This is a genomic window from Ruegeria sp. CF2 (genome assembly GCF_056537385.1).
The window spans coordinates 1591601-1617323 of record NZ_JBQFRL010000001.1 but is presented as its reverse complement, the minus strand read 5'-3'; the positions used below and the strand labels follow the sequence as shown (position 1 = coordinate 1617323).

The 25723-nt window shown below is 61.2% G+C and carries 29 protein-coding genes; 15 read left to right on the top strand and 14 right to left on the bottom strand.

What is annotated here, in order from left to right; translation table 11 throughout:
• Nucleotide 1: 1 nt before the first annotated feature.
• From secF to ACR0IR_RS08020, 8 genes are all read left to right on the top strand, one after another.
• On the top strand, nucleotides 2-970 hold the full coding sequence (secF, locus tag ACR0IR_RS08055) for a protein translocase subunit SecF (protein ID WP_170358702.1): 969 nt from the start codon (nucleotides 2-4) through the stop codon (nucleotides 968-970).
• On the top strand, nucleotides 963-1709 hold the full coding sequence (locus ACR0IR_RS08050) for a sulfite exporter TauE/SafE family protein (protein ID WP_170338013.1): 747 nt from the start codon (nucleotides 963-965) through the stop codon (nucleotides 1707-1709). Before secF ends, ACR0IR_RS08050 begins: the two co-directional genes overlap by 8 nt.
• A gap of 8 nt (nucleotides 1710-1717) precedes the next feature.
• The gene (locus ACR0IR_RS08045; RefSeq protein WP_170338015.1) at nucleotides 1718-2071 is read left to right on the top strand and encodes an Mth938-like domain-containing protein; all 354 of its coding nucleotides are present in this window, start codon (nucleotides 1718-1720) and stop codon (nucleotides 2069-2071) included.
• A gap of 94 nt (nucleotides 2072-2165) precedes the next feature.
• Entirely contained in the window at nucleotides 2166-2780 is a 615-nt protein-coding gene (ccmA, locus tag ACR0IR_RS08040) for a heme ABC exporter ATP-binding protein CcmA (protein WP_170363201.1), read from the top strand.
• Nucleotides 2777-3433 carry a heme exporter protein CcmB gene (ccmB, locus tag ACR0IR_RS08035; protein WP_093962439.1) on the top strand — a complete coding sequence of 219 codons (657 nt, stop codon included), beginning with the start codon at nucleotides 2777-2779 and terminating at the stop codon, nucleotides 3431-3433. The genes ccmA and ccmB overlap by 4 nt, the downstream gene beginning before the upstream one ends.
• Before the next feature lie 59 nt (nucleotides 3434-3492).
• On the top strand, nucleotides 3493-4266 hold the full coding sequence (locus ACR0IR_RS08030) for a heme ABC transporter permease (protein WP_170363202.1): 774 nt from the start codon (nucleotides 3493-3495) through the stop codon (nucleotides 4264-4266).
• Nucleotides 4263-4421 carry a heme exporter protein CcmD gene (gene ccmD / locus ACR0IR_RS08025; RefSeq protein ID WP_170363203.1) on the top strand — a complete coding sequence of 53 codons (159 nt, stop codon included), beginning with the start codon at nucleotides 4263-4265 and terminating at the stop codon, nucleotides 4419-4421. Before ACR0IR_RS08030 ends, ccmD begins: the two co-directional genes overlap by 4 nt.
• Nucleotides 4414-4953 carry a DsbE family thiol:disulfide interchange protein gene (locus tag ACR0IR_RS08020; RefSeq protein ID WP_170338525.1) on the top strand — a complete coding sequence of 180 codons (540 nt, stop codon included), beginning with the start codon at nucleotides 4414-4416 and terminating at the stop codon, nucleotides 4951-4953. Before ccmD ends, ACR0IR_RS08020 begins: the two co-directional genes overlap by 8 nt.
• An 8-nt stretch (nucleotides 4954-4961) precedes the next feature.
• Here the strand turns inward: ACR0IR_RS08020 and ACR0IR_RS08015 are convergent, their stop codons facing one another.
• Together ACR0IR_RS08015 and acnA are read right to left on the bottom strand one after the other, a co-directional pair.
• Nucleotides 4962-5663, bottom strand: a complete 702-nt coding sequence (locus ACR0IR_RS08015) for an SDR family NAD(P)-dependent oxidoreductase (RefSeq protein WP_170363204.1) — start codon at nucleotides 5661-5663, stop codon at nucleotides 4962-4964.
• Nucleotides 5664-5773: 110 nt separating this feature from the next.
• On the bottom strand, nucleotides 5774-8464 hold the full coding sequence (gene acnA / locus ACR0IR_RS08010; protein WP_170358713.1) for an aconitate hydratase AcnA: 2691 nt from the start codon (nucleotides 8462-8464) through the stop codon (nucleotides 5774-5776).
• A 226-nt stretch (nucleotides 8465-8690) separates the two neighbouring features.
• On the opposite strand from acnA, the gene ACR0IR_RS08005 reads away from it, so the two are divergent.
• The gene (locus tag ACR0IR_RS08005; protein WP_170358715.1) at nucleotides 8691-9392 is read left to right on the top strand and encodes a DUF1223 domain-containing protein; all 702 of its coding nucleotides are present in this window, start codon (nucleotides 8691-8693) and stop codon (nucleotides 9390-9392) included.
• An 8-nt stretch (nucleotides 9393-9400) separates the two neighbouring features.
• Here ACR0IR_RS08005 and ACR0IR_RS08000 read toward each other — a convergent pair whose 3' ends face one another.
• The 5 genes from ACR0IR_RS08000 to purB form a co-directional block, all read right to left on the bottom strand.
• Nucleotides 9401-10324, bottom strand: a complete 924-nt coding sequence (locus tag ACR0IR_RS08000; protein WP_170363205.1) for a lysophospholipid acyltransferase family protein — start codon at nucleotides 10322-10324, stop codon at nucleotides 9401-9403.
• Nucleotides 10325-10442: 118 nt separating this feature from the next.
• A complete protein-coding gene (locus ACR0IR_RS07995; RefSeq protein WP_170363206.1) occupies nucleotides 10443-11543 on the bottom strand; it encodes a flagellar motor switch protein FliG in 1101 nt (366 codons plus the stop codon).
• Between the two features lie 66 nt (nucleotides 11544-11609).
• Nucleotides 11610-12149, bottom strand: a complete 540-nt coding sequence (locus tag ACR0IR_RS07990) for a tetratricopeptide repeat protein (protein ID WP_170363207.1) — start codon at nucleotides 12147-12149, stop codon at nucleotides 11610-11612.
• 101 nt (nucleotides 12150-12250) lie between these two features.
• Entirely contained in the window at nucleotides 12251-12403 is a 153-nt protein-coding gene (locus ACR0IR_RS07985) for an adenylosuccinate lyase (RefSeq protein WP_141138470.1), read from the bottom strand.
• 127 nt (nucleotides 12404-12530) lie between these two features.
• A complete protein-coding gene (gene purB / locus ACR0IR_RS07980; RefSeq protein ID WP_170338031.1) occupies nucleotides 12531-13835 on the bottom strand; it encodes an adenylosuccinate lyase in 1305 nt (434 codons plus the stop codon).
• Between the two features lie 87 nt (nucleotides 13836-13922).
• Between purB and ACR0IR_RS07975 the strand changes: the two genes are divergently transcribed.
• The 3 genes from ACR0IR_RS07975 to ACR0IR_RS07965 all read left to right on the top strand — a co-directional run bounded on the left by ACR0IR_RS07975 (nucleotide 13923) and on the right by ACR0IR_RS07965 (nucleotide 15291).
• A complete protein-coding gene (locus tag ACR0IR_RS07975; RefSeq protein ID WP_170363208.1) occupies nucleotides 13923-14255 on the top strand; it encodes a hypothetical protein in 333 nt (110 codons plus the stop codon).
• A 111-nt stretch (nucleotides 14256-14366) separates the two neighbouring features.
• Nucleotides 14367-14921: a hypothetical protein gene (locus ACR0IR_RS07970; RefSeq protein WP_254428878.1), complete on the top strand. Its 555-nt coding sequence runs from the start codon at nucleotides 14367-14369 to the stop codon at nucleotides 14919-14921.
• 10 nt (nucleotides 14922-14931) lie between these two features.
• A complete protein-coding gene (locus ACR0IR_RS07965) occupies nucleotides 14932-15291 on the top strand; it encodes a hypothetical protein (RefSeq protein ID WP_170338034.1) in 360 nt (119 codons plus the stop codon).
• A 22-nt stretch (nucleotides 15292-15313) separates the two neighbouring features.
• Here the strand turns inward: ACR0IR_RS07965 and ACR0IR_RS07960 are convergent, their stop codons facing one another.
• Nucleotides 15314-16552 carry a bifunctional alpha/beta hydrolase/OsmC family protein gene (locus ACR0IR_RS07960; RefSeq protein ID WP_170363209.1) on the bottom strand — a complete coding sequence of 413 codons (1239 nt, stop codon included), beginning with the start codon at nucleotides 16550-16552 and terminating at the stop codon, nucleotides 15314-15316.
• 236 nt (nucleotides 16553-16788) lie between these two features.
• Between ACR0IR_RS07960 and ACR0IR_RS07955 the strand changes: the two genes are divergently transcribed.
• Nucleotides 16789-16983: a hypothetical protein gene (locus tag ACR0IR_RS07955; RefSeq protein WP_170363210.1), complete on the top strand. Its 195-nt coding sequence runs from the start codon at nucleotides 16789-16791 to the stop codon at nucleotides 16981-16983.
• A gap of 3 nt (nucleotides 16984-16986) precedes the next feature.
• Here the strand turns inward: ACR0IR_RS07955 and dddP are convergent, their stop codons facing one another.
• On the bottom strand, nucleotides 16987-18330 hold the full coding sequence (gene dddP, locus ACR0IR_RS07950; RefSeq protein WP_170363211.1) for a dimethylsulfonioproprionate lyase DddP: 1344 nt from the start codon (nucleotides 18328-18330) through the stop codon (nucleotides 16987-16989).
• A 123-nt stretch (nucleotides 18331-18453) separates the two neighbouring features.
• Here dddP and ACR0IR_RS07945 point away from each other — a divergent pair, with 123 nt between their 5' ends.
• Complete coding sequence (locus ACR0IR_RS07945; protein WP_170363212.1) at nucleotides 18454-19197, top strand: heme-dependent oxidative N-demethylase family protein; 744 nt, start codon at nucleotides 18454-18456, stop codon at nucleotides 19195-19197.
• Between the two features lie 37 nt (nucleotides 19198-19234).
• On the opposite strand, the gene ACR0IR_RS07940 is transcribed toward ACR0IR_RS07945, so the two are convergent.
• From ACR0IR_RS07940 to ACR0IR_RS07920, 5 genes are all read right to left on the bottom strand, one after another.
• A complete protein-coding gene (locus ACR0IR_RS07940; protein WP_367647646.1) occupies nucleotides 19235-20143 on the bottom strand; it encodes a hypothetical protein in 909 nt (302 codons plus the stop codon).
• Nucleotides 20144-20341: 198 nt separating this feature from the next.
• Entirely contained in the window at nucleotides 20342-21136 is a 795-nt protein-coding gene (locus ACR0IR_RS07935; protein WP_093962423.1) for a lytic murein transglycosylase, read from the bottom strand.
• A gap of 16 nt (nucleotides 21137-21152) precedes the next feature.
• Complete coding sequence (locus ACR0IR_RS07930) at nucleotides 21153-21989, bottom strand: amino acid ABC transporter substrate-binding protein (RefSeq protein WP_170363213.1); 837 nt, start codon at nucleotides 21987-21989, stop codon at nucleotides 21153-21155.
• A gap of 142 nt (nucleotides 21990-22131) precedes the next feature.
• A complete protein-coding gene (glnA, locus tag ACR0IR_RS07925; RefSeq protein WP_170363214.1) occupies nucleotides 22132-23538 on the bottom strand; it encodes a type I glutamate--ammonia ligase in 1407 nt (468 codons plus the stop codon).
• A 31-nt stretch (nucleotides 23539-23569) separates the two neighbouring features.
• Nucleotides 23570-23908 (bottom strand): P-II family nitrogen regulator, encoded by a 339-nt coding sequence (locus ACR0IR_RS07920; RefSeq protein ID WP_093962420.1) that lies wholly within the window; start codon nucleotides 23906-23908, stop codon nucleotides 23570-23572.
• 169 nt (nucleotides 23909-24077) lie between these two features.
• On the opposite strand from ACR0IR_RS07920, the gene ACR0IR_RS07915 reads away from it, so the two are divergent.
• Nucleotides 24078-25670 carry an NAD(P)H-hydrate dehydratase gene (locus ACR0IR_RS07915; protein WP_170363215.1) on the top strand — a complete coding sequence of 531 codons (1593 nt, stop codon included), beginning with the start codon at nucleotides 24078-24080 and terminating at the stop codon, nucleotides 25668-25670.
• Nucleotides 25671-25723 lie beyond the last annotated feature (53 nt).

The following is a 25723-nucleotide window of genomic DNA, read 5'->3' as shown; positions in this document are numbered from 1 at the left end:
CATGAGACTGAAACTCGTACCCGAAAACACCTCGTTCGATTTCTTCAGCCGCTGGAAGGTCTGGCTGGGCATTTCGGGCCTGATGATGGTCATCGCATTCGCTTCGTTCATGCTCCAAGGTTTGAACTTCGGGATCGACTTCCGGGGCGGTACCACGATCCGGACCCAGAGCACGCAGGAATTGGATGTCGGTGTTTACCGCGACGCCATTGCGCCGCTGGGCCTCGGGGATGTCACCATCACCGAAATCTTCGACCCGACATTCGGGCCTGATGAGAACGTGGCAATGATCCGCATTCAAGCGCAGGACGGTGCCGAATCTGTCACGGCCGAAACCATCGCGGCAGTCGAAGGCGCCTTGCAGGCTGTAATCCCAGATATCCAGTTCGTTTCGGTGGAATCCGTGGGCCCGAAAGTATCGGGCGAGTTGATCCAAACAGCCGTGATTGCTGTGGTTCTGGCGATCGGAGCGGTGCTGGTCTACATCTGGCTGCGGTTCGAATGGCAGTTCGCGTTGGGGGCGGTCGCCGCGCTGGTGCATGACGTGTTGCTGACGATCGGTATTTTTTCCGAGCTGCAGATCCGCTTCGACCTCGCGATTATCGCCGCGCTTCTGACAATCGTCGGTTACTCGCTGAACGATACCGTGGTCGTATTCGACCGGGTGCGTGAGAACCTGCGTAAATACAAGAAGAAGGACCTGAAAGAGGTGCTGAACCTCTCGATCAATGAAACGCTCAGCCGAACCGTCATGACCTCGGTCACCACGTTGCTGGCGCTTGTCTCGCTGTATGTGCTCGGCGGTGACGTGATCCGCGGGTTCGTCTTCGCGATGATCTGGGGCGTGATCGTAGGGACCTATTCGTCGGTTTTCGTGGCCTCGACCATCCTGCTGTGGCTGGGGGTCAAACGCGATTGGTCCAAGCCATCGAACACGGCCGGCAACCAGTTTGCCAATATTGATGCCTGATGTGTTCGGCCAATCCCCAACGGGATTGGCCGTCATCATTTTTGCAGCCCTCGCGGGTGGAATCGTTCGAGGGTTTTCCGGGTTCGGCACCGCGCTGATCTTTCTGCCGCTGTCGACGCCTTATCTTGGTCCGTTCGGGGCTTTGATCGCGTTGACCTGCATGGATGTCTTCGGGCCACTTCCCAATCTGCGCCGCGCCTGGGTTGATGTCGACAAACGCGATCTCGTGCGACTTGTCGTCGGGTGTGCACTTTTGCTGCCGGTCGGACTGTCGATATTGACCCGAGTCCAGCCTGAGGTTTTTCGCTACGCCGTCAGCCTCGTGACCCTGTTCATGCTGGTCGTGCTGATTTCGGGGCTGCGGTACAACGGCGAAGTCCGGCGCAACATGGTAACTGCCATCGGCGCTGCGGCCGGCTTTTTGGGGGGCGTTGCAGGCATCCCGGGTCCGGCGGTAATCCTGTTCTACATGTCTCGCCCGTTGCCTGTGGCAGTTGTTCGGGCCACGATCCTGCTGTTCCTTCTGGCCTTTGATTTTCTGATCTTCGGATATCTCGCTGCGTTCGGGCAATTGACCTGGTCAACGGTTGGCTTGGGGCTGGCGCTTGCCGTTCCGAATCTGGCAGGAAATTGGCTGGGCGGCTGGATGTTTCAGCCTGCCAGGGAACGGGTCTACCGCGTGATCGCGTATGCAGTCATCGCTGCTGCGGCCTTGTCGGGCTTGCCGCTTTGGGGATAGAAGATCACATGCGTCTGAACGAGATCACATATACCAACGCAGTTCCGATTGATGGCTATGGGCCGGGATTCTTCCGGATAGGCGGCGAGGTTCACGAAGGCAGTGTTCTGACAGGCCCCGGAGGGACCGGACCTTGGGGCGGTTTTGCGGACAGCGAGAGCCTTCTAGGGCTGGCCAATCAGGTTGACGTTCTGTTCATCGGCACCGGCGCTGATCTTTCTCACATACCATCTGATTTGCGGTCGACCCTCGAAGAGGCCGGCATCGGGGTCGAGATCATGAACTCGCCCGCCGCCTGCCGCACCTACAACGTGCTTTTGTCCGAGGGGCGCCGCATCGCTCTGGCCCTGTTGCCGGTCTGACCGCTTCATCTGGCCCCTCACATCCCGCCCCGCCAAAAGGCCCTGCGGCAAATCCGTCCTTTTTCCCCCGCAACCAATCGGATAAGCGGGTCTCATGACACTGACCGTGACCGACCTTGCCATCGCCCGAGGGGGTGTGCCCGTGCTCGAAGGCCTCAGTTTCGCGCTGCCCCCGGGCAAGGCGCTGATCCTGCGCGGCCCGAACGGGATCGGCAAGACCACCCTTCTGCGCACGCTGGCCGGTCTGCAACCGCCGCTCTCGGGCCGGATCGAGGGGGCCGAGGACCGGATCGCCTATGCCGCCCATTCCGACGGGCTGAAACCCACCCTGACCGTAACCGAGAACCTGACCTTCTGGGCCTCGGTCTTTGGCACGCGCGACATCCAGCCCGCGCTGGAGGCCTTTGCCCTGAACGAACTGGCCGATCGTCACGCAGGCAACCTGTCGGCGGGTCAGAAACGCCGGCTGGGCCTTGCGCGGATGCTGGTGACCGGCCGCCCGATCTGGATGCTGGACGAACCCACCGTGTCACTGGACAAGACCGCCGTGGCAATGTTCGCCGATGCGGTGCGGGCGCATCTGGGGCAGGGCGGCTCGGCCCTGATTGCCACTCATATCGACCTGGGCCTCGATGGAGAAGTCCTGGATGTCGGCCTCAACAAGGCGCGCCCCAAGGCGCTGGATGACTTCGACGGAGGCTTCCTGTGATCGCCCTGCTGTTGCGCGACCTGAAACTGTCCTTCCGCGCGGGCGGAGGGTTCGGCCTCGGGCTGGCCTTCTTCCTGATCGTCACCGTTCTGGTGCCGTTTTCGGTGGGTCCGCAATCCTCGCTGTTGGCGACCATCGCGCCGGGGGTGCTGTGGCTGGGCGCATTGCTGGCCTGCCTGCTGTCGCTGGATCGCCTGCTGGCACTGGATTGGGAGGATGGGTCGCTCGATCTGCTGGCCACCGCGCCGCTGCCGCTGGAATCGGTGGTCACGATCAAGGCGCTGGCGCATTGGATCACCACCGGCCTGCCGCTGGTGCTGGCCGCGCCGGTGCTGGGTGTGCTGCTGAACCTGCCCGGCCCCGGCTTTGGCTGGCTGGTCGTCTCGCTGCTGATCGGCACGCCCGCGCTCAGCGTGATCGGCACTTTCGGCGCAGCCCTGACCGTTGGGCTCAAACGCGGAGGCCTGCTGCTGTCGCTGCTGGTGCTGCCGCTTTACGTGCCCACGCTGATCTTCGGGGCCGAGGTCGCGCGCCGTGGTGCCACCGGGATGGAGGTCCAGACCCCGCTGCTGATGCTGGCCGGGATCACCGCCGCCACGGTCGCCCTTCTGCCTTTTGCCAGCGCGGCGGTGCTGCGCATCAACCTCAGATGATTGGGGCACGTTGACCGATGTCAATTGAGAACGCCCCCGACTCGGACTAGATAAGGCCCATGTCGATAGCAGCCAAAGCCAACGCCCTGTGGGAATACGCCAACCCGCGCAAGTTCCTCGCCACCAGCGAGCGGGTCCTGCCGTTCTTCTGGATCAGCTCGGCCCTGTTTCTGGTAGTCGGGCTGGTGTGGGGGTTCTTCTTCACGCCGGATGACTACAAGCAGGGGTCGACCGTCAAGATCATCTATCTGCATGTGCCATCGGCGCTGATGGCCATCAATTGCTGGCTGATGATGCTGGCCACCTCGCTGGTCTGGCTGGTGCGCCGCCACCATGTCAGCGCCCTTGCTGCACGCGCCGCAGCGCCGATCGGCATCGTGATGACCCTGATCGCGCTGGCCACCGGCGCCATCTGGGGGCAGCCCATGTGGGGCACCTGGTGGGCTTGGGATCCGCGCCTGACCTCGTTCCTGATCCTGTTCCTGTTCTATCTGGGCTACATCGCCCTTTGGGAGGCGATCGAAGACCCCGACACGGCGGCCGACCTGACCTCGGTCCTGTGCATCGTGGGCTCGGTCTTTGCCATTCTCAGCCGCTATGCGGTGAATTTCTGGAACCAGGGTCTGCATCAGGGCGCATCGGTGATGCGCGCAGGGGCGATCACCGGCACGGACACCACCGAGAAGGTCAGCAACGAGTTCTTCTACCCGCTGCTGACCTGCATCATCGGCTTCGTGCTGCTGTTCATCGCGCTGGTCCTGTACCGGACCGGCACCGAAATCCGCGCGCGGCGCATCAAGGCGCTGCTGGCACGGGAAAGGGTAAACGGATGATGCCTGATCTGGGAAAATACGCCGAAACGGTTATGTCTTCCTACGCGGCCTCGATCGTCCTGCTGGTAGCGCTGGTGGTTTTCAGCATCCTGCGTGGTCGCAAGGTCCGGGCCGAGATGGAAAAGATCGAACAGAGGATGTCGCGCAATGGCTAAGATCTCGCCGTTGATGATTGCTCCACCACTGATTTTCGGAGCCTTTGCAGTGCTGGCGGCCATCGGCATGTTCCGCGAAGATCCCAACGCGCTGCCCTCGGCCCGCGAAGGCCAGCCAGCGCCGCCCGTTGTTCTGGCCGAGTTTCCAGGCAAACAGGGGTTCGACGACGCAACCCTGCGCGACGGCCAGGTCAAGCTGGTGAACTATTGGGCCAGCTGGTGTGCTCCCTGCCGCGCCGAGCATCCGAACCTCGAGAAGCTGGCGCAGGAAGGTATTCCGGTCTACGGCATCAACTACAAAGACAAACTGGCCAACGCCGACGCTTTCCTGAGCGAACTGGGTGATCCTTATGCCGCCATCGGGCGTGATGAAAATGGCCGCATGGGGTTGGACTGGGGCGTCTACGGCGTGCCCGAGACCTACGTGATCGATGGTGACGGCACGATCATCCTGCGGTTTGCCGGCCCGATCACCCAGCGCGTGATCGAGAGCACTATCCGACCCGCACTGGAAAAAGCCGCCGCGCAGTAACGCCGGGGTTAAAGGCGATACCCGCCAGAGACGGTCAGCACCTCTCCGGTGATGAAGGACGCGTCTTCGGATGCGAGAAAGCGAACTGCGCGCGCTATGTCCTCGGGTATCCCAACACGCCCCAGCGCCGTGTTCTGAACGAACAGGTCGGTCAGATCGTCGGGCCTTGGGGCTTCGGGGATGTTGATCGCTCCGGGTGCCACCGCGTTGACGCGAATGCCGTTCGGGCCCAATTCTTTCGCCATGGCGCGGGTCCACAAGTTCAGCGCGGCCTTGCTGGCCCCATAGGTTGCGGCGTCGCGCGGGGGAAGTTCGGCGTTGACTGACGAGATACTGACGATCGACGCTCCCCGCTGCAGGTGAGGCAACGCGGCAGCCAGCAGCGCGGCCGGTACCAGCAGGTTGAGATCAAGAATAGCCGTGTGGTCCTTTCGGCTGAAGCTGTCCTTCGGCGTGGCCTGAACCAACCCGGCATTGTTGATGATCACATCCAGCCGGCCGAACCTGTCGATGACGCGGCGCACCACGTCTTCGGGCTGACCTTCTTGCGTCAGATTGCTTTGCAGGGTCAGGGCCGTTCGGTCATCGGGCAAGGGCTGCGGTTCGGTCTTGTGCCACGTCAGGGCGACGCGATGATCCACGGCCAGATCAACCGCGATGGCCCGGCCAATTCCGCGAGCACCACCAGTTATCAAGGCAACTTTTTCCATGCCCCCAGCAGACCGCTTATCTGCACGGAACACAACGCGATAGTGGCCAGACCTGAAACGAAAAAGGGCGCCCGGTCGGGGCGCCCTTGCGTTCTTGGCTTTGTGCCGGCTTAGCTGGCCTTGGCCAGGTTCCGCAGCACATAGTGCAGCACGCCGCCGTTTTCGATGTATTCGATCTCGGGCGCGGTATCGATGCGGCACTTGAGTGTGATGGTCTTCTCGGTCCCGTCTGCGTAGGTGATGGTGCAGGGCACCTCTTGCAGCGGCTGGATCGTGTCCAGACCGTGGATCGAGAAGGTCTCGTCGCCTTTCAAGCCCAGCGTCTTGCGGTTGTCGCCGGCGGTGAACTCGAACGGGATAACGCCCATGCCCACCAGGTTCGAGCGGTGGATACGCTCGAAGCTTTCTGCGATCACGGCTTTGACGCCCAGCAGTGCGGTGCCCTTGGCCGCCCAGTCCCGCGAGGAACCGGCGCCATACTGCTCGCCGCCGATCACGACCAGCGGAGTGCCTTCCGCCTGATAGGCCATCGATGCGTCATAGATCGAGGTCTGCTGACCATCGGGGCCTTTAGTGTAACCACCCTCGACGCCGTCCAGCATCTCGTTCTTGATGCGGATGTTGGCGAAGGTGCCGCGCATCATGACCTCGTGGTTGCCACGGCGCGATCCGTACGAGTTGAACTCGCGCGGTTGCACCTGGCGCTCCAGCAGGTATTTGCCCGCGGGGCTGGTGGTTGCAAACGAACCAGCCGGCGAGATGTGGTCGGTGGTGACCATGTCGCCCAGAATGGCCAGAACCTTGGCGCCTTCAATGTTCGAGATGGTGCCCGGCTGTGCCCCCATACCCTGGAAGTAGGGCGGGTTCTGGATGTAGGTCGACGTCGGCGGCCAGTCATAGGTCTCGGCATCGGTGGTTTCGACCGATTGCCATTTCTCGTCGCCCTTGAAGACATCGGCGTATTTCGACTGGAATGCCTCGCGGGTTACGGTTGCCTCGACCAGTTCGGCGATCTCTTTCTGGGTCGGCCAGATGTCCTTCATGTAGACGTCGTTGCCGTCCTTGTCCTGACCGATCGGTTCCGAGGTTAGGTCGATGTCCAGCGTACCGGCCAGCGCATAGACCACCACCAGCGGCGGCGAAGCCAGGTAGTTGGCGCGCACGTCCGGCGAGATCCGGCCTTCGAAGTTACGGTTGCCCGACAGGACCGAGGTCGCCACAAGGTCGCCCTCGGCGATGGCTTCCGAGATCTCTTTCTGGATCGGGCCCGAGTTGCCGATGCAGGTGGTGCAGCCGTAACCAACGAGGTTGAAGCCGACCTTGTCCAGATCTTCCTGCAGGCCAGCGGCCTCAAGATATGCGGATACGACCTGCGATCCTGGGGCCAGCGAGGTTTTCACCCACGGTTTGCGGTCCAGGCCCAAAGCCGCCGCCTTGCGTGCGACAAGGCCCGCACCGATCATCACATAGGGGTTCGAGGTGTTGGTGCACGACGTAATCGAAGCGATCACGACCTTGCCCGATTCCATGGTGTAGTCTTCGCCTTTGACCGGCACTTCCTTGCCCATCGGGCGCTTGAAAGTGTTTTCCATCTCCTGGCGGAAGGCGGCCTTGGCGTTGGTCAGCGGCACATAGTCCTGCGGACGCTTGGGGCCCGAGATCGCGGGAACGATCGTGCTCATGTCCAGGGACAGCGTGTCGGTGTAGACCGGAGCGTAGTCCGCACCACGCCAGAACCCGTTTTCCTTGGCATAGGCTTCGACCAGCGCGATGCGGTCCTCGTCACGGCCGGTATTGCGCAGGTAGCGCAGGGTTTCGTTGTCGATGGGGAAGAAGCCGCACGTCGCGCCGTATTCGGGCGCCATGTTGGCGATGGTTGCCCGGTCGGCCAGCGGCAGACGATCCAGGCCTTCGCCGTAGAATTCGACGAACTTGCCCACCACGCCCTTGGCGCGCAGCATCTCGACGACCTTCAGAACAAGGTCGGTGCCGGTGGTGCCTTCGACCATCTCGCCGGTCAGTTCGAACCCGATCACTTCGGGGATCAGCATCGAGATCGGCTGACCCAGCATCGCGGCCTCGGCCTCGATCCCGCCGACGCCCCAGCCCAGAACGGCCATGCCGTTGACCATGGTGGTGTGGCTGTCGGTGCCGACCAGCGTGTCGGGGTAGGCGACTTCTTCGCCGTTCTGGTCGGTATCGGTCCAGACGGTCTGGGCCAGGTATTCCAGGTTCACCTGGTGGCAGATGCCGGTGCCCGGCGGTACCACGCGGAAGTTGTTGAACGCGCTCTGGCCCCATTTCAGGAACTGGTAGCGCTCCATGTTGCGTTCATATTCGCGATCCACGTTCATCTGGAAGGCGCGCGGGTTGCCGAATTCGTCGATCATGACCGAGTGGTCGATGACTAGGTCAACCGGGTTCAGCGGGTTGATTTTCTGCGGATCGCCCCCCAGCGCCTTGATGCCGTCGCGCATCGCGGCCAGGTCGACAACGGCCGGAACGCCGGTGAAGTCCTGCATCAGCACGCGGGCAGGGCGGTAAGCGATCTCGCGCGGGTTCTTCCCGTTGTTGGCACCCCATTCGGCAAAGGCCTTGATGTCATCGACGGAAACCGAAAAACCGCCGTCCTCGAACCGCAGCATGTTTTCCAGCACCACTTTCAGCGCGGCAGGAAGCTTGGAGAAATCGCCCAGGCCGGCCTCTTGCGCGGCAGGGATCGAGTAATACGAGATGGACTTGCCATTCACGCTCAGGCTGCGGCGTGTCTTGGCGGTATCCTGTCCGACTTTGATGGGCATCTGTGGCCTCCCTCTCAAATGACGTGGAATTGGGATTCGCTGAGCGGTATCTGCATCACCAAGGCCTGCGGTTCAAGGTCCAACAGGGCGGGTGCGGCAATTTTTGTATACCATTGCACACATTTTTGCGGATTGCCGCCGAAACCTGTCTCAAGAAACCTTGATTGGCGCTTGAACCGGTGGCGGAGTACACCGGTGCTTGCAGGCTCCTCAAACCGAGAGTGAAATGAAAAGATCAGCCCTGACCACAGTTCTTGCGTCCGTATTTCTGTCGGCGTCTTCGGCCTGGGCGGACAGCCCGGTGGTGGTCGAATTGTTTACCTCGCAGGGGTGTTCGTCCTGCCCGCCGGCAGATGCGATCATGCACGATCTCGCCAAGCGCGATGACGTGATCGGCTTGGCGCTGCACGTGGACTATTGGGACTACATCGGTTGGAAGGACGAGTATGCCGATCCGGCGCATACGGACCGTCAACGCGCCTATGCGCGGCGCGGCGGCCGTTCGATGATCTATACCCCTCAGATGGTGATCAACGGACAGCAGGATGTCGTCGGTGCCAAATCCCGTGACTTGAACCGATTGATCGACGCGCATTTGACCGCTGCGCCCACCGCGTCGGTTTCGGCGCAGAGGTCCGGGAACACGGTTACGGTCCGCGTTGCCCCGGTCGACCTCGTCGACGCGAAAAACTATGACGTCGTGGTCGTGCAATACACGCCCCTGCGCCACGCGTCGATTCGACGGGGCGAGCTGGCCGGACACGATCTGGACTACGCGAATGTCGTTGAGGAATGGCACGAAGCGGGCCGATGGAACGGGTCGGCTGAACAGGATTTTCAGATCGAACTGTCTTCGGACCTGCCCGCGGTGGTTCTGATTCAGGGCACCGGCAGTGGCCCGATCATCGCCTCAACAAGGGTGAAGTAGAGGGCGGCTCAGGGCATGTCCTGAGGCTGCACACCCAGCCCATTCCAGGCTTTCCACCGTCGGTGAATCCAGAACCATTGGCCCATGTGTTTCCGCACCATGCCTTCGAGGTCATCGTTGATGAATTGGGTCATGGTCTTGGGGTCCGTATGCGGCACCGGATCATGCAAAACGATCTCGAAATCGATACCGTTGGCTTGGCGCACCGCATAACAAGGAATGAGAACGGCATCGTATTTCATCGCCAATTCCGCGTTCAAAACAGACGTGACAGCGGGTTTGCCAAAAAACGTCAGCTCTTCACCGCCATGGGCGTGCAGGTCAGATACGATGGCGATGATGCCGCCCTTCTTGAGGGATCGAACCATTTCCACCATGCCGCGCCGGCCTTGTTCGAACATCGGCTCGCCGGTTTTGTGGAAGGCGTCGACATACATCTCGTTGAAAGACGGATTGGCCATGCGGCGGTACAGGCAGCCAATCGGCTTGCCGCTGCGCGCCTGCAAAGCGATCCGCGCAGCAAGGTAGTGGCCAAAATGTGCGGTGATCATCATCACCGGCCGACCTTCGGCCACCGCTTGTTCAAAGGCGGCGATTCCTGAACCTGATACTTTTGCGTTCTTCTGCCGTTCAGTGAAATCCTCGGGCGAGAAGTGTTCCATGATCGCGCGGCCCGCGTTGTCGGGCACTGCACGGCAAATGCGTTTGACTTCGGTTTCAGGTAGGTCAGGGCAGGTCAGTTTCAGGTTGCTTCGCACACGTTTGGTGAACCCAACCGCCGGGGCCAACCCGCGCACGATCGCCCCCATCGTCGCAATGCGCCGTTCATAGGGCAAAAGACGCATTGCGCCGATCATGCCTTTCAGGAACAGGTTGGCGACATAGTATTGACCAAGCTCAAAGCGGCTCAGTTCCGACTTTTCGACGGGCATCGGGGGATCTCACCGGGTGTTGTGAATTGCGGATTCAGACATACAGCCGGCGCGCAACAACCACAAGCATTGTCCCGAGCCCGGGTTCCGCGGCATCCGAGCCGACGACGACCAGCCCTTAGTCGTCGTTGCCGTCGGCATCCGCTTCGACCAGGGCAATTGTGCCTGCGTCCACGAGTGTGCGGATCGCCCCGACAATCTGGGTCATGGCTTCCTCTGCTTCGGCCTGCTTGACCTTGCCGCGTTCAGCAATTTCTTCGCGCAGGTTGTCGGCCATCCGTGCGGATATATTGGACAGCAGATGGTCGACCGAGGCCTTGTCATCCTCGGTTCTTGCGCCAGCCAGAGCGGCTATCAGAATTGGCTGATCGACTTCGCGCAGGATGGCAGGCACATCCCGTGCAGCGATGCGCGTGGCGATGTGCGCAAAGGTGAAGATGGACTTTCGAACAGCGCTGGCGAACTCAGAATCCTCCTCATCGAGCGCGTCCAGCAGTCCGTCACGCGTGGATGGGGGGGATTGGTTCAAGATCGCCCCGACGCGCGTGTCGGGTGAATCGGTGAAGGCCGGAACTGGGCGTTGATCGAGTTGCGCGGCCAGGGACCAGCCGATCCGCTCCACCGCCTCGGGCGTCACGTTGGCGGTTTTTGACACGGCATAGGTTATGCGTCTGGCCACCGGCCCGGGCAACTGCGCCAACAACTGTGCTGCCTTCGCCGTATCGAGCTTGGATAGCATGACGGCTGCAACTTCGGTGCTTTCTGCCTGAGCCATACGCGCGAGGTCTTCTGCAGGGGTGTCACGCAGGCGCAGCCATGGATCGCCGACCTGCCGCACACCCGCGACCTTGCGCAGCCGGGCAGCGGTCGCCGGGGCAATCTTGCCATTTACCGCGTCCAGCGCCCCGGCCAAGCCGTGCGGAAAGGCAAGTCCGACGCTGTCCAGCGCATCTGCGAATTCTTGCGCGACCGCAGCGAGGGTTACACGGTCAACCAGCCCCATCCGGCCCAGTTGGAGGGTCAGCCGTTCCTGCAGTTCGTCGGGCAACTCCTCCAACGGAAGATCGGCCCCCTCGTTCAACAGCAGGCGTACGATGATGGCGGCCTTCTGGCCGGGCGTGAGTTGACGAGGAACGACGCGAGGGGCGTCATCCGTCTGTTTCTCGGCCGGAGCAGAATTGCCCGGCGCGGTCTGTACCAAAGCATGTGAATCTTGCATCTGCCTGCGGTGTCAATTTTTGTTCCGCAGGCAGATTAGCGAGAGTCGAGTAAAGAAAGACTGAACCTAGTAGCTGTAAGTCAGCCCCGTGCGGATCGCCTCGCGCAGAGACGCTTCGGCCCAGGTGCCTTCTCCTCCGCGTGCCTTGATCTCGCGCCATTGCGCGATGGCAAGTTCGGTTTTCCCTTCGGTGACATATCCCTGACCCATGTAGCTGCGGGCCAGAATGTTGTCAGGATTGGTTTCGATTGCGCGTTGGTAATAGGTTTCGGCCAGCTCGGCTTCGCCCATTTTGCGGTAGGTGAAACCCCAATACGTCAAAACGCGATCATCGTCTTGATCCATGACCCGCAACACGTTCTGCGCATTTTCGAACTGGCCGTCATAAGCAAGCTCGCGCACGGCCTGATACAATTGCTCTTCGCTGAAATTGGTCTTGTTCGGCTTGACGCAACGGCCGGCTGCTTCGTCATAGACGCGGCCGAACAGGCATTTCTTGGTGGTATTCGTCGGTTTTGGGGGGCTGCTGTCACCGCCGGCGGCACTGACCGCGGGGGCAAAGGCAAAGGTCTGAAGGGCTAGTGCCGTGGCCATCAAAAGGCGCATTGTCCTACTCCGTTCCAAGGGCTGCTCGCAAGAAGCATAGTGCGTTCTTCAAAAAAGCTAACAGCCAATGGCTCGCTTTTATTCACAAGTAGGACAAGAATTCAGCTGCTGGCGTTTTTCACGCAGCTTTCCGAGGCCGAATCCCAAGTCGTACCGGGCGCACAGGATTGCGATTGCTTGCTGTGGCCTTGGCATGCGAAAGCGGACGAGGCGGACAGGGCAAGGGCCAGTGCGCAGAGGGTCGTGCGGATCATGGTGGGCTCTCCTTGAACGGAAATTGCCCACTCAGCATAGCCGATTTCGGACGCTTCCGCAAAAGACAGGGGCCCGGATCACGCTGTGCGACCCGGGCCCCGAAAAAAGCCGTTCCTGCGTCGAGGGTTACTCGCCGAACACCCGCTCGAAGATCGTGTCGACATGCTTGGTGTGATAACCAAGGTCGAATTTTTCTTCGATCTCTTCCTTGCTCAGCGCCGCGGTCACGTCCGGGTCGGCCAGCAGCTCGGTCTTGAAGTCCTTGCCTTCTTCCCAGACCTTCATCGCGTTGCGCTGCACCAGGCGATAGGCGTCCTCGCGGCTGACGCCGGCCTGAGTCAGGGCCAGCAGCACGCGCTGGCTCATGACCAGACCGCGGAACTTGTTCATGTTGGCCAGCATGTTGTCCGGATAGACCACCAGCTTGTCGATCACCCCGGTCAGGCGCGACAGGGCGAAATCCAGGGTCACGGTGGCGTCGGGGCCGATGTTGCGCTCGACCGAGCTGTGGCTGATGTCGCGCTCGTGCCATAGGGCCACGTTCTCCATCGCCGGGATCACGGTCATGCGCACCAACCGGGCCAGGCCGGTCAGGTTCTCGGTCAGCACCGGGTTGCGCTTGTGCGGCATCGCCGACGAGCCCTTCTGGCCTTTCGAGAAGAACTCCTCGGCCTCCAGAACCTCGGTGCGCTGCATGTGGCGGATTTCGATCGCGATGTTCTCGATGCTGCTGGCGATCACGCCCAGCGTGGCAAAGAAGGCCGCGTGGCGATCGCGCGGGATGACCTGCGTGCTGATCGGCTCGGGCACCAGGCCCAGCTTTTCGCAGACATGCTCTTCGACGCGGGGGTCGATATTGGCGAAGGTGCCGACCGCGCCGCTGATGGCGCCGGTGGCGATCTCGGCGCGGGCGTCGCGCATCCGCGACAGGTTGCGGTCCATCTCGGCGTAGAAGCGCGCGAAGGTCAGGCCCATGGTGGTGGGTTCGGCATGAATGCCGTGGCTGCGGCCGATGCGGACAGTGTCCTTGTGCTCGTAGGCGCGGCGCTTGAGCGCGGCCAGCAAGCCTTCGAGATCGGCGATCAGGATGTCGGCGGCGCGGGTCAGTTGCACGTTGAAGCAGGTATCCAGCACGTCCGAGCTGGTCATGCCCTGGTGGACAAAGCGGGCCTCATCGCTGCCGACATGCTCGGCCAGATGGGTCAGAAAGGCGATGACGTCATGCTTGGTCACGGCCTCGATCTCGTCGATGCGGGCCACGTCGAATTCCACGTCCTTGGCTTTCCAGACGGCCTCGGCGTTTTCGCGCGGGATGACGCCCAGATCGGCCATCGCGTCGCAGGCATGGGCCTCGATCTCGTACCAGATGCGGAACTTGGTCTCGGGCGACCAGACGGCAACCATTTCGGGGCGGGAATAGCGGGGAATCATGGGCGGCGGCACCTTTTTCGGTTGGCAATGGGTGTTGGCGCGGGTGATAGACTCGCCGGACCGTTGGGACAAGGCAGGAGACGCGGGATGAGACGGTTTGCCCTGATTTTGTTGGTTTGGCCCGGAATTCTGGCGGCCGACACGTTCCTACCGCTGACGGGCGCGCAGATTCTTGACGCTCTGTCGGGCCGGACGCTGGCTTATGACAATGGAGCCACACAGGTCTTCGAGCCGTCCATGGCCACGCAGTATTTCTCGGGTCGACCCAGCTCGGGGCGCTGGGCCGTGCGGGATGACAGATATTGTTCGATCTGGCCACCGTCTGACTTTTGGGCCTGTTACGATGTTCAGTCGGACGGTACGCGGATCCGATTTGTGGGAGAGGCCGGCGATGCGACAGTCGGCGTATATGCAGACTAGGCGGCAATGCAGGTCGGGCGAGCCCCTGAGCAAAACTCTTTAAAAACTGGACAAGCGCGGGTTGCATCGCTCATCCTCGGGACGATGACACCAACAAATAGAGATATCAGCTTGTTTAAGAAAAACCTTTTTGCCATCGGCGCGGCTTTTTGGGTCGGGATGGCGGGTGCGGGGCTGAGCGATACGCCGGTCACCTACACCGAAGGGGGGCGTGCGCTGTTTCAGTTCGATGTCCCGGATTTCTGGATGCTGCGCACGGGCGGCCCACGCGATCTTGAGGATACACAACTGGGCGATACCCGGTCCGTAAGCCGGGTGATGGCCGCGCGCCCGGTCACAGATGACTCGGTCTGGATCGGATTCGTTTCGCCGTTCGGCGTTGCCAGCATCGAGGACGGGGTCCGTTACTTGCAGGATGTCGACAAGTTTCTGGTCAAAAACCCAGAGGTGACAAGTGATGCGAACATGCGCATCGGCGGTTTGCCGGCCCGGGTCATTCGCGGCACCGGCACCCGTGACGGGCGTGGGATCAACTTCACCGCGACGGTGATCGACCTGCCGCGCAACCGTGTTGCGGTTGTAGTGACCATCCTGCGCGACGGTGCAGATCCTGGCTATGTCGAGGATCTGAATGCCATCTTCGCGTCATTCCGGTCAGTGCAGTGAGGGCGTGAAAATGGCAGGAACCTTTTTGAAGCGATCCGTCATCGTTCTGGGGCTTGGGGCCGGGGGATTCACCCTCTCGGGCTGTGAAGGCGTCACGGTCGGTGTAGGATACGGATATGACCCGTTCTATGACTCGATGCTGTGGAACGACTATTACCGCAACGTGAATGTCGACATTGACGTGGACCGCCCACCGCCGCCGGGTAAACCGCCGGGTGGAAAACCGCCGCCCAAACCCAAGCCGCCAATTGCGAAACCGCCCGCGCGGCCGAAACCTCCGATCGCCAAGCCGCCGGCGCGTCCTCGACCGCCCGTGGCCCGCCCACCAGCGGCACGGCCCCCGATCCACAGGCCTGCGCCACGGCGATAGGTCTTCCGGGACCGGTATCGGTTCACGCCGGAGCCGCAACAGGTTCCGGCGGCAGCAGTTCGGTGGTGATATGCGCCGAATTTTCAAGCGTGCGGTGCACCGGGCATTTGTCGGCGATCTCAAGAAGCTTGGTCCGCTGGTCATTGTCCAGCGGTCCGTCCAGTCGGATCTTGCGGCGGAACTGGTCGACCTTTCCATCCCCCGCCAGCCCCGCGTCCTGCGCGTGCACCTTATTGTGGCAGACATCCACGCTGATCCCGGTCAGGGGCCATTGCTTGCGTCGCGCATACATACGGATGGTCATCGAAGTGCACGCCCCAAGCCCGGCAGAAACGAAGCCATAAGGCGACATGCCGCGATCGGTCCCGCCGTAAGAGGCCGGCTCATCCGCCACGGCATGATGGCTGGGACCTGATTGAATGTCCTGAAGAAATCCGCCCGGGTCCACTTCGGTCACGCGCACCACGCCTTCGGGGGCGCCCGGCGGCGGGGCGGGCGGCGACAGTGGCACATAGCGCGATACCCAGGCCGTGATGACGTCGGCGGCGTATTCTGCATCCTTCGGACGGGTGATCAGGTGGTCTGCGTCGTCCAGCGTGACAAAGCTTTTGGGGTGCTTGGCGGCCAGAAAGATCGTGCTGGCATTGTCGATGCTGACGGTTTCGTCGCGCGGCGCATGCAGGATCAGCAGCGCGGCCTTCAACTCGGCAATCGAGGGTGTCAGTTCGGATTCAGAGATGTCGCGCACAAACTCTCGGCCGATGCGGATGGGGCGCCCACCCAGCAGAACTTCCGCGCTGCCATCCTGTTCGATCTGGCCCCGCGCGTCTTCAAAGTGATGAGCCACATGGCCGGGGTCGGCCGGGGCGCCGATCGTGACCACCGCTTTGACAGATGGGATTCCGGCGCGCGCCCTCAAGACTGCGGCCCCGCCCAAAGAGTGCCCGACAAGCAGGTCGGGCGCCATGTTCCGGCCCGCAAGAAACTGCGCAGCGGCGATCAGATCCTCAACGTTCGAAGTGAACGTCGTGTTGGCGAACTCGCCTTCGGAATGGCCAAGGCCCGTGAAGTCGAACCGGAGAACGGCAAATCCCATCGCGGCCAGCCGCGCGCTGATGCGCCGGGCCGCAGGAATGTCCTTGGAGCAGGTAAAGCAATGCGCAAACAACGCAGTTGCCAGCACCGGCCCATCGGGGAGATCCAGCCGAGCAGCCAGTTGGCCACCATCGTGACCGGAAAATGTGACGCGTTCTGTGGGCATGTCGGGTCCTCAGGCTGTGATGCTAGGCGCAATACTGTAAACAAGGCAGTGCGGTCTCAACCCTTGTGACAGGACCGTCACGGGAAGGTGAGAGCGCAGGCGGTGATCGTGAGCCGCCCTTTGTCAGGGCATTGATCACAATTTGTGAAGTCTAAGCGAACAACAATTCTTTTTAATTATGAGTCAGGAGATCCCATGTTCGGCCTAACCGAAACAAAGGATCAAGGAGCCCGGAGATGACACACTCGACAAACGCAGCGCATTTCGAAGTTGCACAGGTCGGTACGGCGGTTGCCGTCTTTCTGGCCACGGCCATCGGATTTGCCGCCGGACTGCACTGGCCCCAAGACGCGTTTTCGCCGGGCGCATCGGCAGAGCCGGTGCTTGAGGACTGGCACGGAAATGTGCGTCGCTCTCACTGGGCGGATTGAGACCTAGTCGAGCCCCATAAGCGCGGAATCGAACGGATAGCGGGTCAGGTTCTCGTAGCCGTCTTCGGTGATCAGAACCTGATCTTCCAGCTTGATCGAGAAATCGCCGCCGACTTCGCCCACGGCGGCCTCGACGCACAGAACCATGCCGGGTTCCAGCGGATAATCATATGAGCCTGGCACTGCCTTGTCCGGATAGGCCACCAAAGGCCACTCGTCGCACAGGCCCACGCCATGCATCAGGCAGCCGTATTTCTGCGCCTGGAACTTGTCGTCCAGCCTGTGGCAATTGGCGGTCAGGTCGGGGATCATCACGCCGGGTTTCAACATCTCCATGTTGGCCATGATGTGCTCGTGCGCGTGCTGCATGGCATAGACCATGTCGGGGCGGGGTTTTTCATCCCCGATCCACCAGGTGCGCGAGATGTCGACGCAAATGCCGTAGCTGCCGATCAGATCGGTATCAAAGGCGATGATCTCGTTCTTCTGAGTAATCCGCGGCCCGCATTCCTGAAACCACGGGTTGGTACGCTGGCCTGAGGCCAGCAGACGGGTTTCGATCCACTCGCCGCCGCGCTTGATGTTCTCGGCGTGTAGAACGGCCCAGATGTCATCTTCGGAGGTCTTGCCGTCGCCCACATGGGCGCGGGCGAACTTCTCCATCTCGGCCACGGCGGTTTCGCAGGCGTGGCTGGCGCAGCGCATGGCCAGGATCTCGTCGGGGCCCTTGATGGCGCGGGTCTTTTCGGTGACCTCTTCGCCCTCCATGATCTCGAAGCCCTGCGCCTCGAGCGCGCGGAGGCCGTGCAGCATGATCTTGTCCACCGCCAGCCGGGTGTGGCCGGGGGCGTGGTCCTGCATCAGCACGCGCACCTCGTTGGCGAACACGTCCGCCTGTACGTCCACCTTGTCGCCCCGGTCGAAATAGAACAGGTCCGCGCCCGAGCGCTGCTCGCGCACCAGCGGGTTGAATTTCGACAGGAAGGGCGAGTTCTTGTAGTCCCAGATCACCATGTAGCCATCGGCGCACAGCAGCACCGCCCGGAACGGGTTGTGCGTGTTCCAAAGCTGCATGTTGGTGCTGTCGGTCGCATAGCGGATGTTGAGCGGGTCGAACATCAACAGCCCGCCATAGCCCCGGTCGACGATCGCCTGGGTCAGCCGTTTCCAGCGATAGTCGCGCATGCGGTTCAGGTTGGGCAGTTGCAACCCGGCGGCGGCCCATTCGCTGAATGCAAGTTGGGTGGGGCCGATCTCGATCCGGTCATTGTCGTTCGGCGTGCCGTCGCCCAGCGTCGCGCCGCGGCTGGGGTCGATCTTGCGGGTGTCTCGGTAGTGGTGGTTCACGGCGCGCCTCCCTGCTTACCGGTTCAGCCTGAAGGGGCAGGGCGGCCCTGTCTGGGTGAATTGCGACGATTTGCCAGTCGCTTTTTGACCGACAAGGTTCGTTTGGGGTGCTAACCCAGTGCCATGACAGCCATTCTGCAACAGACTCTGCCCTATGATCCGACCCAACAGCGACCGCTGCCGGGGATCGCGCCGACTACGATGGACGAATGGCTGCATCGAGATGATGCCTTCGCCGCGCAGATGCGCCACCGCCAGCACCTGCTTGAAACCCGCCGGGACGACGTTCTGGCGCTGGACCCGCAGGCCCACCCGGCCGCCGTCGAACTGCTGGATGTGGTTCTGGCGCAGGGCTATCCCGAGGCGACCAACACCGCGCAGCGCCCGGATGGCGTGGCCGTTCCGATTGACCGCGACAACCCTCTGGATACGCTTTGCCTGCTGGCGCAGGAGGATTTCTGCATCCTGCAGAAACGGGGCGACGAGCATGTGCTGACCGGCGCCATCCTGTGCTTTCCCGCCAGCTGGCGTCTGTCCGAGAAATTCATGCGACCGCTGATCGCCATTCACGCGCCGGTCGACAGCTATGATCCCAACATCGCTCGCCGGGTTCAGCGCCTGTTCGACGGGATTCAGGTCGGCCGGCCTTTGTGGCGGTTCAACGCGCTGTGTTATGACGACCCCGAACTGCACCAGCCCCGCAGTGCCAGCGCCCCGCGCGAGATCCGCGACCGTGGTACCACCCGGTATCTGCGCAGCGAGCGGCAAACGCTTTTGCGGTTGCCCGAGACACGGGCCGTGGTGTTCTCGATCCACACCTATGTCGTGCCGGTCGAGCACCTGCCAGAAATGGAAAACCCCGCCTGATGGCGGGGCCTCCAAGGAGGGTCTTCTGGTAATTCAGTTACAGTCCGATCGCATTGGCGACATCGGCAAAGGCGCCACTTGAGTTCAGCGACACGATGGCGACCGTGTAGGCCAGGACCTGAGTGTTAAGGCGAAAGTCTTCGCCCCGGATGAGGTTCACAGCGGCCATCGACAGAGCGATCGGCGCCGACAGGCTGGCAACGGCACCGGTCAGGGCCCAGCTGGTCAGTCGCAACGCGTCACTGGGCCGGTCTTCATCGCCATCCGTAGCGGCCGGTGCATCGGAAACGGGTGCGTCGGCCTCGTCGGAACGGAAAGCGATGCTGAGCAATTGCTCATCGGTCAACTGAATCGGGCGCGGCGGCTTTGCCGGTGCTTTGACTGCCTCGCAGTCGTCAGTTTCTGCGGCTTCAAGGCCCGCGAAGGGTCCGCTGACCGCCTCGAACGCCTCGCGGCGGTTCCGCTGCTTGCGTGGCATCAACGAGTCAAACGCGCCCATGAACTGTTCGATCGTCAAAACGGTTTTCGGCGACAGCCATTCCACTCGTTGCGTCGAGCAGATGTCGACCATCCGATACAGCATGACGACAAGCATCAACTCGGAGATCTCGGGGTCATCAACCAGGCCGGAAACAGGCGAGACCGAGATCACCAATCGGCTGCGCGGTCGTGCCGCCGATGGGCGCACCATGGTCTTCAGGCCAACCGTCCGGTCCAGGCGCCCATAGCGGTCGCTTGTCTCCCGGGGTTCGGACTCGAGGGTCAAACGGACAAGGTACTGGCTGGACACGATGGTTGCCTCGGTCTGGCTCAGCAGGGTCTTGCGTTCCACAAGATGCCCGTAGTCCTCAAGAGTTGCCACCACGATATGGCCGAACCGCTCCAACGCGCCGTTCGTGTCGCCGTTGAATTGCAAGCCACCGTGGTATCTGTGCTTCGTGGTCACAGTCTTGCCCTCTGCCGTACGAATACTGAACCAACACTCTAGTTGGTGATGAGGGTTAAATTTTGACCATATTGCAAAAAAATGAATTTTTGCGACGATTGATTACGCTTTGGAAACCAAGAAACTAGAGCTTTCCGCCCGACACTGTGGCAGCAATGTGGCGGAATTGAGTGCGGCGGTCAGGTTGCTGACAAAGCCTCAGTTGTCGATTCGAGCTGCCATGATCGCTATCGATTTTTGGTAAACCGAGGCGGCGTTCCATTGCTGGATCACCGCAAAATTCGGTTCGCCGGGTTGATAGCCCCGGCCGGGTTTCCACCCTTTCTGCCGAAGAAAATTTGCGGTTGAGGCCAACGCATCCGTCATGTTGTAGAAGTCCACGCGCCCGTCACCCGTGGCGTCCACGCCATAGGTCAGAGCATTGCCGGGCAGAAACTGGGTGTGGCCCAACTCGCCATGTTTTGCCCCTTTTGTTGCCACCGTGATCGCCCCCTGATCGACCAGTTTCAGCGCTCCGATGGCATGGGGAACAAAGAAGTCGGACCGTCGACAATCGTAGGCCAATGTTGTGATTGCGGAAACAACCTGGCTGTCGCCCATGAAGTTTCCGAACCCGGTTTCCATGCCGTGAATGGCAATCAGTACGCCGGCCGGGACACCGTACTGACGCTCCAGCGCCGCGTAGAATTCCGGGTTTCGGGCCTTGCGCTTGCGCCCCTGAGCCACGATCGTATCCGCCCCTCGAACCTTCATGAACTTGTCGAGGGAGTATTTGAAGCTTTTCTGCCCCCGATCCGCAGCGATGGTCCGTGTGGCGTATTGGGTTTGCGCCAGAGCCTGCAGCCCTTTCTTCTTTACTCCGGCTTTGCGCGCCTGCTTGGCAAAGTCGGCCTTCCAGGCTTCAAAACCAGCGCCTGTGTTCCCGCAAGGAGCGGACTGCGCCGCCACGGGGGCACTCAGTGCAATGAAAACGGACAGGACCGTAAGGCGCATGGGGACCTCCTGGAAATCAGGGCAGGGTGGGTGCGATAACGTACAGGGCTTTCAGGGCCTCGCTGGGTTCAATCCCGGGCAGTGCGGCGCGAAAGATCTCTTCCATCGTGCCTTGGGCATACATCTGCGACAGGATCTCATCGACCATCAGGCGAAAGTCATCGTCGCCGCGCGCAAGGGCCAGACCTTGCTTTTCAATCGTCAGAATCTCTTGCGAGATTTTGAAGTCGTCTTTCAATCCGGCTGCCAAATAGTTGACCAAAAGAATGGATTGGTCGGCGAAATAGGCGTCGATCTCTCCGTCCCTCAAAGCCTTGATCCCGTCGGGATGCGAGGCGAACCGAACGAGCTTTGCCTCGATCCCCGCTGATCCGAATGAGTTGAACACGGCTTCTTCTGTGGTCGTGCTGCTGCGCATGCCGACTTTCTTGCCGGAAAGCGACGCCATCGTAACTTCCGCATCTATAGGCAGCAAAACCGATGTTCCGTCTACGAAGATCGGGATCGAAAAATCGACGGTTTCCCGCCGCGACAGGGTTATTGTCGCCGCGCCGCATAACAGGTCGATCTGGCCAGAGGCGACCATGTCAAAGCGCGTATCCGACTGCACCGGAACGAATTGTGCGGTCAGGTCATCCGCACCCAGTCGGCTGGCGATGGCTCGGGCAACCTGGTCGCAGATCATCACGGACAGCCCGTCCGGACGCTCCTTGTCGTTGATGAACGAAAGCGGGGCAGCATCCGTGCGAAACCCAAATCGGATTTCGCGCGTTTCTTTGATCCGGTCGATCGTCTGCGCAGCAGCGCCCGAAACAAGAAGTGCAGCGGAAAGGGTAAGGGCGAGAAGGCGCATGAATAATCCTGATAATTGAATTGATCTTCAGCCTAGCGGCAAAGGCGCCTGTCACAAAGGGAAATATGGGGACCCTGCGGCACTGAAAAGGGGCGCCCGACAGGACGCCCCCAAGGTCTTTTCATTGGACTTCCGACCGGGGTCAGCAGCTGTAGTACATGCCGTATTCGACCGGGTGCGGAGTGTGCTCGTAGGTTTCGACCTCTTCCATCTTCAGTGCGATGTAGCCGTCGATCTGGTCCTTGGTGAACACGTCGCCCTGCAGCAGGAAGTCGTGATCGGCCGCCAGGCATTCCAGCGCCTCGCGCAGGCTGCCGCAGACGGTCGGGATACCGGCCAGTTCCTCGGCGGGCAGATCGTACAGGTTCTTGTCCATGGCTTCGCCCGGATCGATCTTGTTCTTGATGCCGTCCAGACCGGCCATCAGCAGGGCCGCAAACGCCAGGTAGGGGTTTGCCGACGGGTCGGGGAAACGGGCCTCGACGCGCTTGGCTTTCGGCGATTCCGTCCATGGAATACGGACGCAGCCCGAGCGGTTGCGGGCCGAGTAGGCGCGCAGAACCGGCGCTTCGAAGCCCGGGATCAGGCGCTTGTAGCTGTTCGTCGACGGGTTGGTGAAAGCGTTAAGGGTCTTGGCGTGCTTGAGGATACCGCCGATGAACCACAGGGCTTCGTCGGAAAGATCGGCATATTTGTCGCCTGCAAACAGCGGCTTGCCGTCCTTCCAGATCGACATGTTGACGTGCATACCGGTGCCGTTGTCACCCGCGATCGGCTTCGGCATGAAAGTGGCCGACTTGCCGTAGGCGTGCGCGACGTTGTGGATGATGTACTTGTATTTCTGCAGCTCGTCGGCCTGCTTGGTCAGGCTGTCGAAGATCAGGCCCAGCTCGTGCTGGCACGAGGCCACTTCGTGGTGGTGCTTGTCCACCTTCATGCCCAGACGCTTCATGGTCGACAGCATTTCCGAGCGCAGGTCCTGCGCCTCGTCGATCGGGTTGACCGGGAAGTAGCCACCCTTGACGCCCGGACGATGGCCCATGTTGCCCATCTCGTATTCGGTGTCGGTGTTCCAGGATGCATCGGTTGCATCAACTTCGTAGGACACCTTGTTGATGCTGTTCGAGAAACGCACGTCGTCGAACAGGAAGAACTCGGCCTCGGGGCCCATGTAAGCCACGTCGCCAACACCCGAAGACTTCAGGTAGGCTTCGGCCTTCTGCGCGGTGCCGCGCGGGTCACGCTCATAGGCTTCGCCGGTATCGGGTTCCACGACCGAGCAGTGCAGGCAGATTGTCTTTTCCGCATAGAAGGGATCGACATATGCGCTTTCGGTATCGGGCATCAGTTTCATGTCCGATGCTTCGATCGACTTCCAGCCGGCGATGGACGAGCCGTCGAACATGAAGCCTTCCTCAAGGAAGTCTTCGTCGACCTGGTCGGCCATGACGGTCACGTGCTGAAGCTTGCCACGCGGATCGGTGAAGCGGATGTCGACATACTCGGCACCCTCGTCTTTGATCAGCTGAAGAACTGCGTCCTTGCTCATTACTATGTTCCTCTAGATTGCAGAATTGGTTTTACAGCGCGTCCGAGCCGGTCTCGCCGGTCCGGATGCGAATGGCTTGTTCAACGGACGAGACAAAGATCTTGCCGTCCCCGATCTTGTCGGTCTTGGCGGCCGACACGATGGCTTCGATGGCCGCATCGACCTGATCGGCATCCAGAACGACCTCGACTTTGACCTTGGGCAGAAAGTCCACCACATATTCCGCGCCGCGGTACAGTTCGGTGTGTCCTTTCTGGCGTCCGAAGCCCTTGACTTCGATCACGCTGAGGCCCTGGACACCAACGTCCTGCAGGGCCTCTTTCACTTCGTCCAATTTGAACGGCTTGATGATCGCTTCGATCTTTTTCATCCGGGCTCACCTCGCATGGTTGTCAGAATGGCAGTGATCACGTCTAAGATCGGGCGGCAATGCGATTGCCGAATTGACCGTCTGCTGGTGAAGGGATTCTGGGCGGCGGGCCAATTTTTAGGCAAGTTGCACAAAAAGTAATCAGATTTGAATCGCGCGAGGGTTTCGGATGCCAAAACTGTTGAGTTCGTCCCAGATGAGGGCGGCTGAACGCGCCGCAATTGAATCCGGCCTTGTCACCGGCCTGGAACTGATGGAGCGCGCAGGTCGCGGTGTGGTCGAGGCCGTCTTTGAAACCTGGCCTGACCTCGCGGCCGGGTCCGGCCGGGCCGTTGTGTTCTGCGGGCCGGGCAACAATGGCGGCGACGGTTTTGTAGTGGCGCGCATTCTGAAAGAGTGGGGGTGGACCGTGGACCTTTTCCTGTTGGGCGACCCCGAGAAGTTGCCTGCAGACGCGCGGGCGAACTACAAGCGTTGGTGCGCGATGGGTTCGTGCCATGTGCTGTCTGATGACGCGCTCGATGCCTACGGCGCGGCCTGTTCGGATACTGTTCTGGCGGTTGATGCCTTGTTCGGAACCGGGCTGACGAGACCGGTAGCCGGGCTGCCCCGCACAATGCGTAAATTGGGCCAGTGGAAAGCGTCACTGTCGGAAGGTGGTTGCCCACGTGTCGTTTGTGTGGACATTCCCAGCGGCCTATGCGCGGACAGTGGTCGGCGTCTGGTGTCAGAGGGATTTGCCCCCGAGGACTGCGCCGTGTCGGCCAACCTGACGGTGACGTTTCATACCGCAAAGCCGGGCCATTATCTGGCCGAGGGACCAGAGTGCTGTGACAGGGTATCCATTGTCGATATCGGTCTGCCGGCTCTGTCAGTTGAAGAAACGCCAGATCAACGGCCGAGCGTGTTGTTGGGCCCCGAAAATCTGCCTGATCTGCGGAAATCGGCTTTCGATCACAAATACGGTCACGGTCATGCGCTGATCCTGACAGGCGACACAGGTAGAACAGGTGCCGCGCGATTGGCTGCCCGCGGAGCGTTGCGCGTGGGCGCCGGTCTTGTCACGCTGGGTGTCACTCCCGCCGCATTGCGGGAAGTCGCCAGCCAAGTCACCGCGGTCATGATTGAGCAGATCGCAGGCGCGGATGGGCTGGCCATTGCATTGCGGGACCAACGCCTGAACGCGCTGTGCCTGGGGCCCGGATTGGGCCTGCACAAGGCACGATCGCTGGTCCCCGTGGCATTGGAGTCCGGAAGGGCAACCGTGCTGGATGCCGACGCTCTTTCAGCATTTGCCGAGGATCCAGCGTCACTGATGGCGATCCTGCATGAAAACTGCGTCCTGACACCTCACGGCGGTGAATTCGCCCGTCTGTTCCCCGACATCTCGGCAAAGCTTTCCTTACATCCCAAGGATGGACCAGCTTTCTCAAAGGTTGATGCCGTGCGCGAGGCGGCCGGCAGGGCAGGGTGCGTGGTTCTTTTCAAGGGACCGGACACCGTGATTGCGGGTCCGGACGGTCGGTGCTCGATCCATTCAGCCCACTATGATCGGGCCGCGCCGTGGCTGGCGACTGCAGGCGCGGGCGACGTGTTGGCGGGTTTTTTGACCGGGCTACTGGCACGTGGATTACACCCGCTGAAAGCCGCCGAAACCGCCGTCTGGCTTCACGTGGAGTGCGCGCGCGCTTTTGGCCCGGGATTGATCGCGGAAGACCTTCCCGAGCAACTGCCCGGTGTGCTCAAGCGGTTTCAGGTCTGAAGTTCTTGCGTGTTCCCAAGGCGCAAGGCTAAAATATCGGCGGGTTTTTGCTG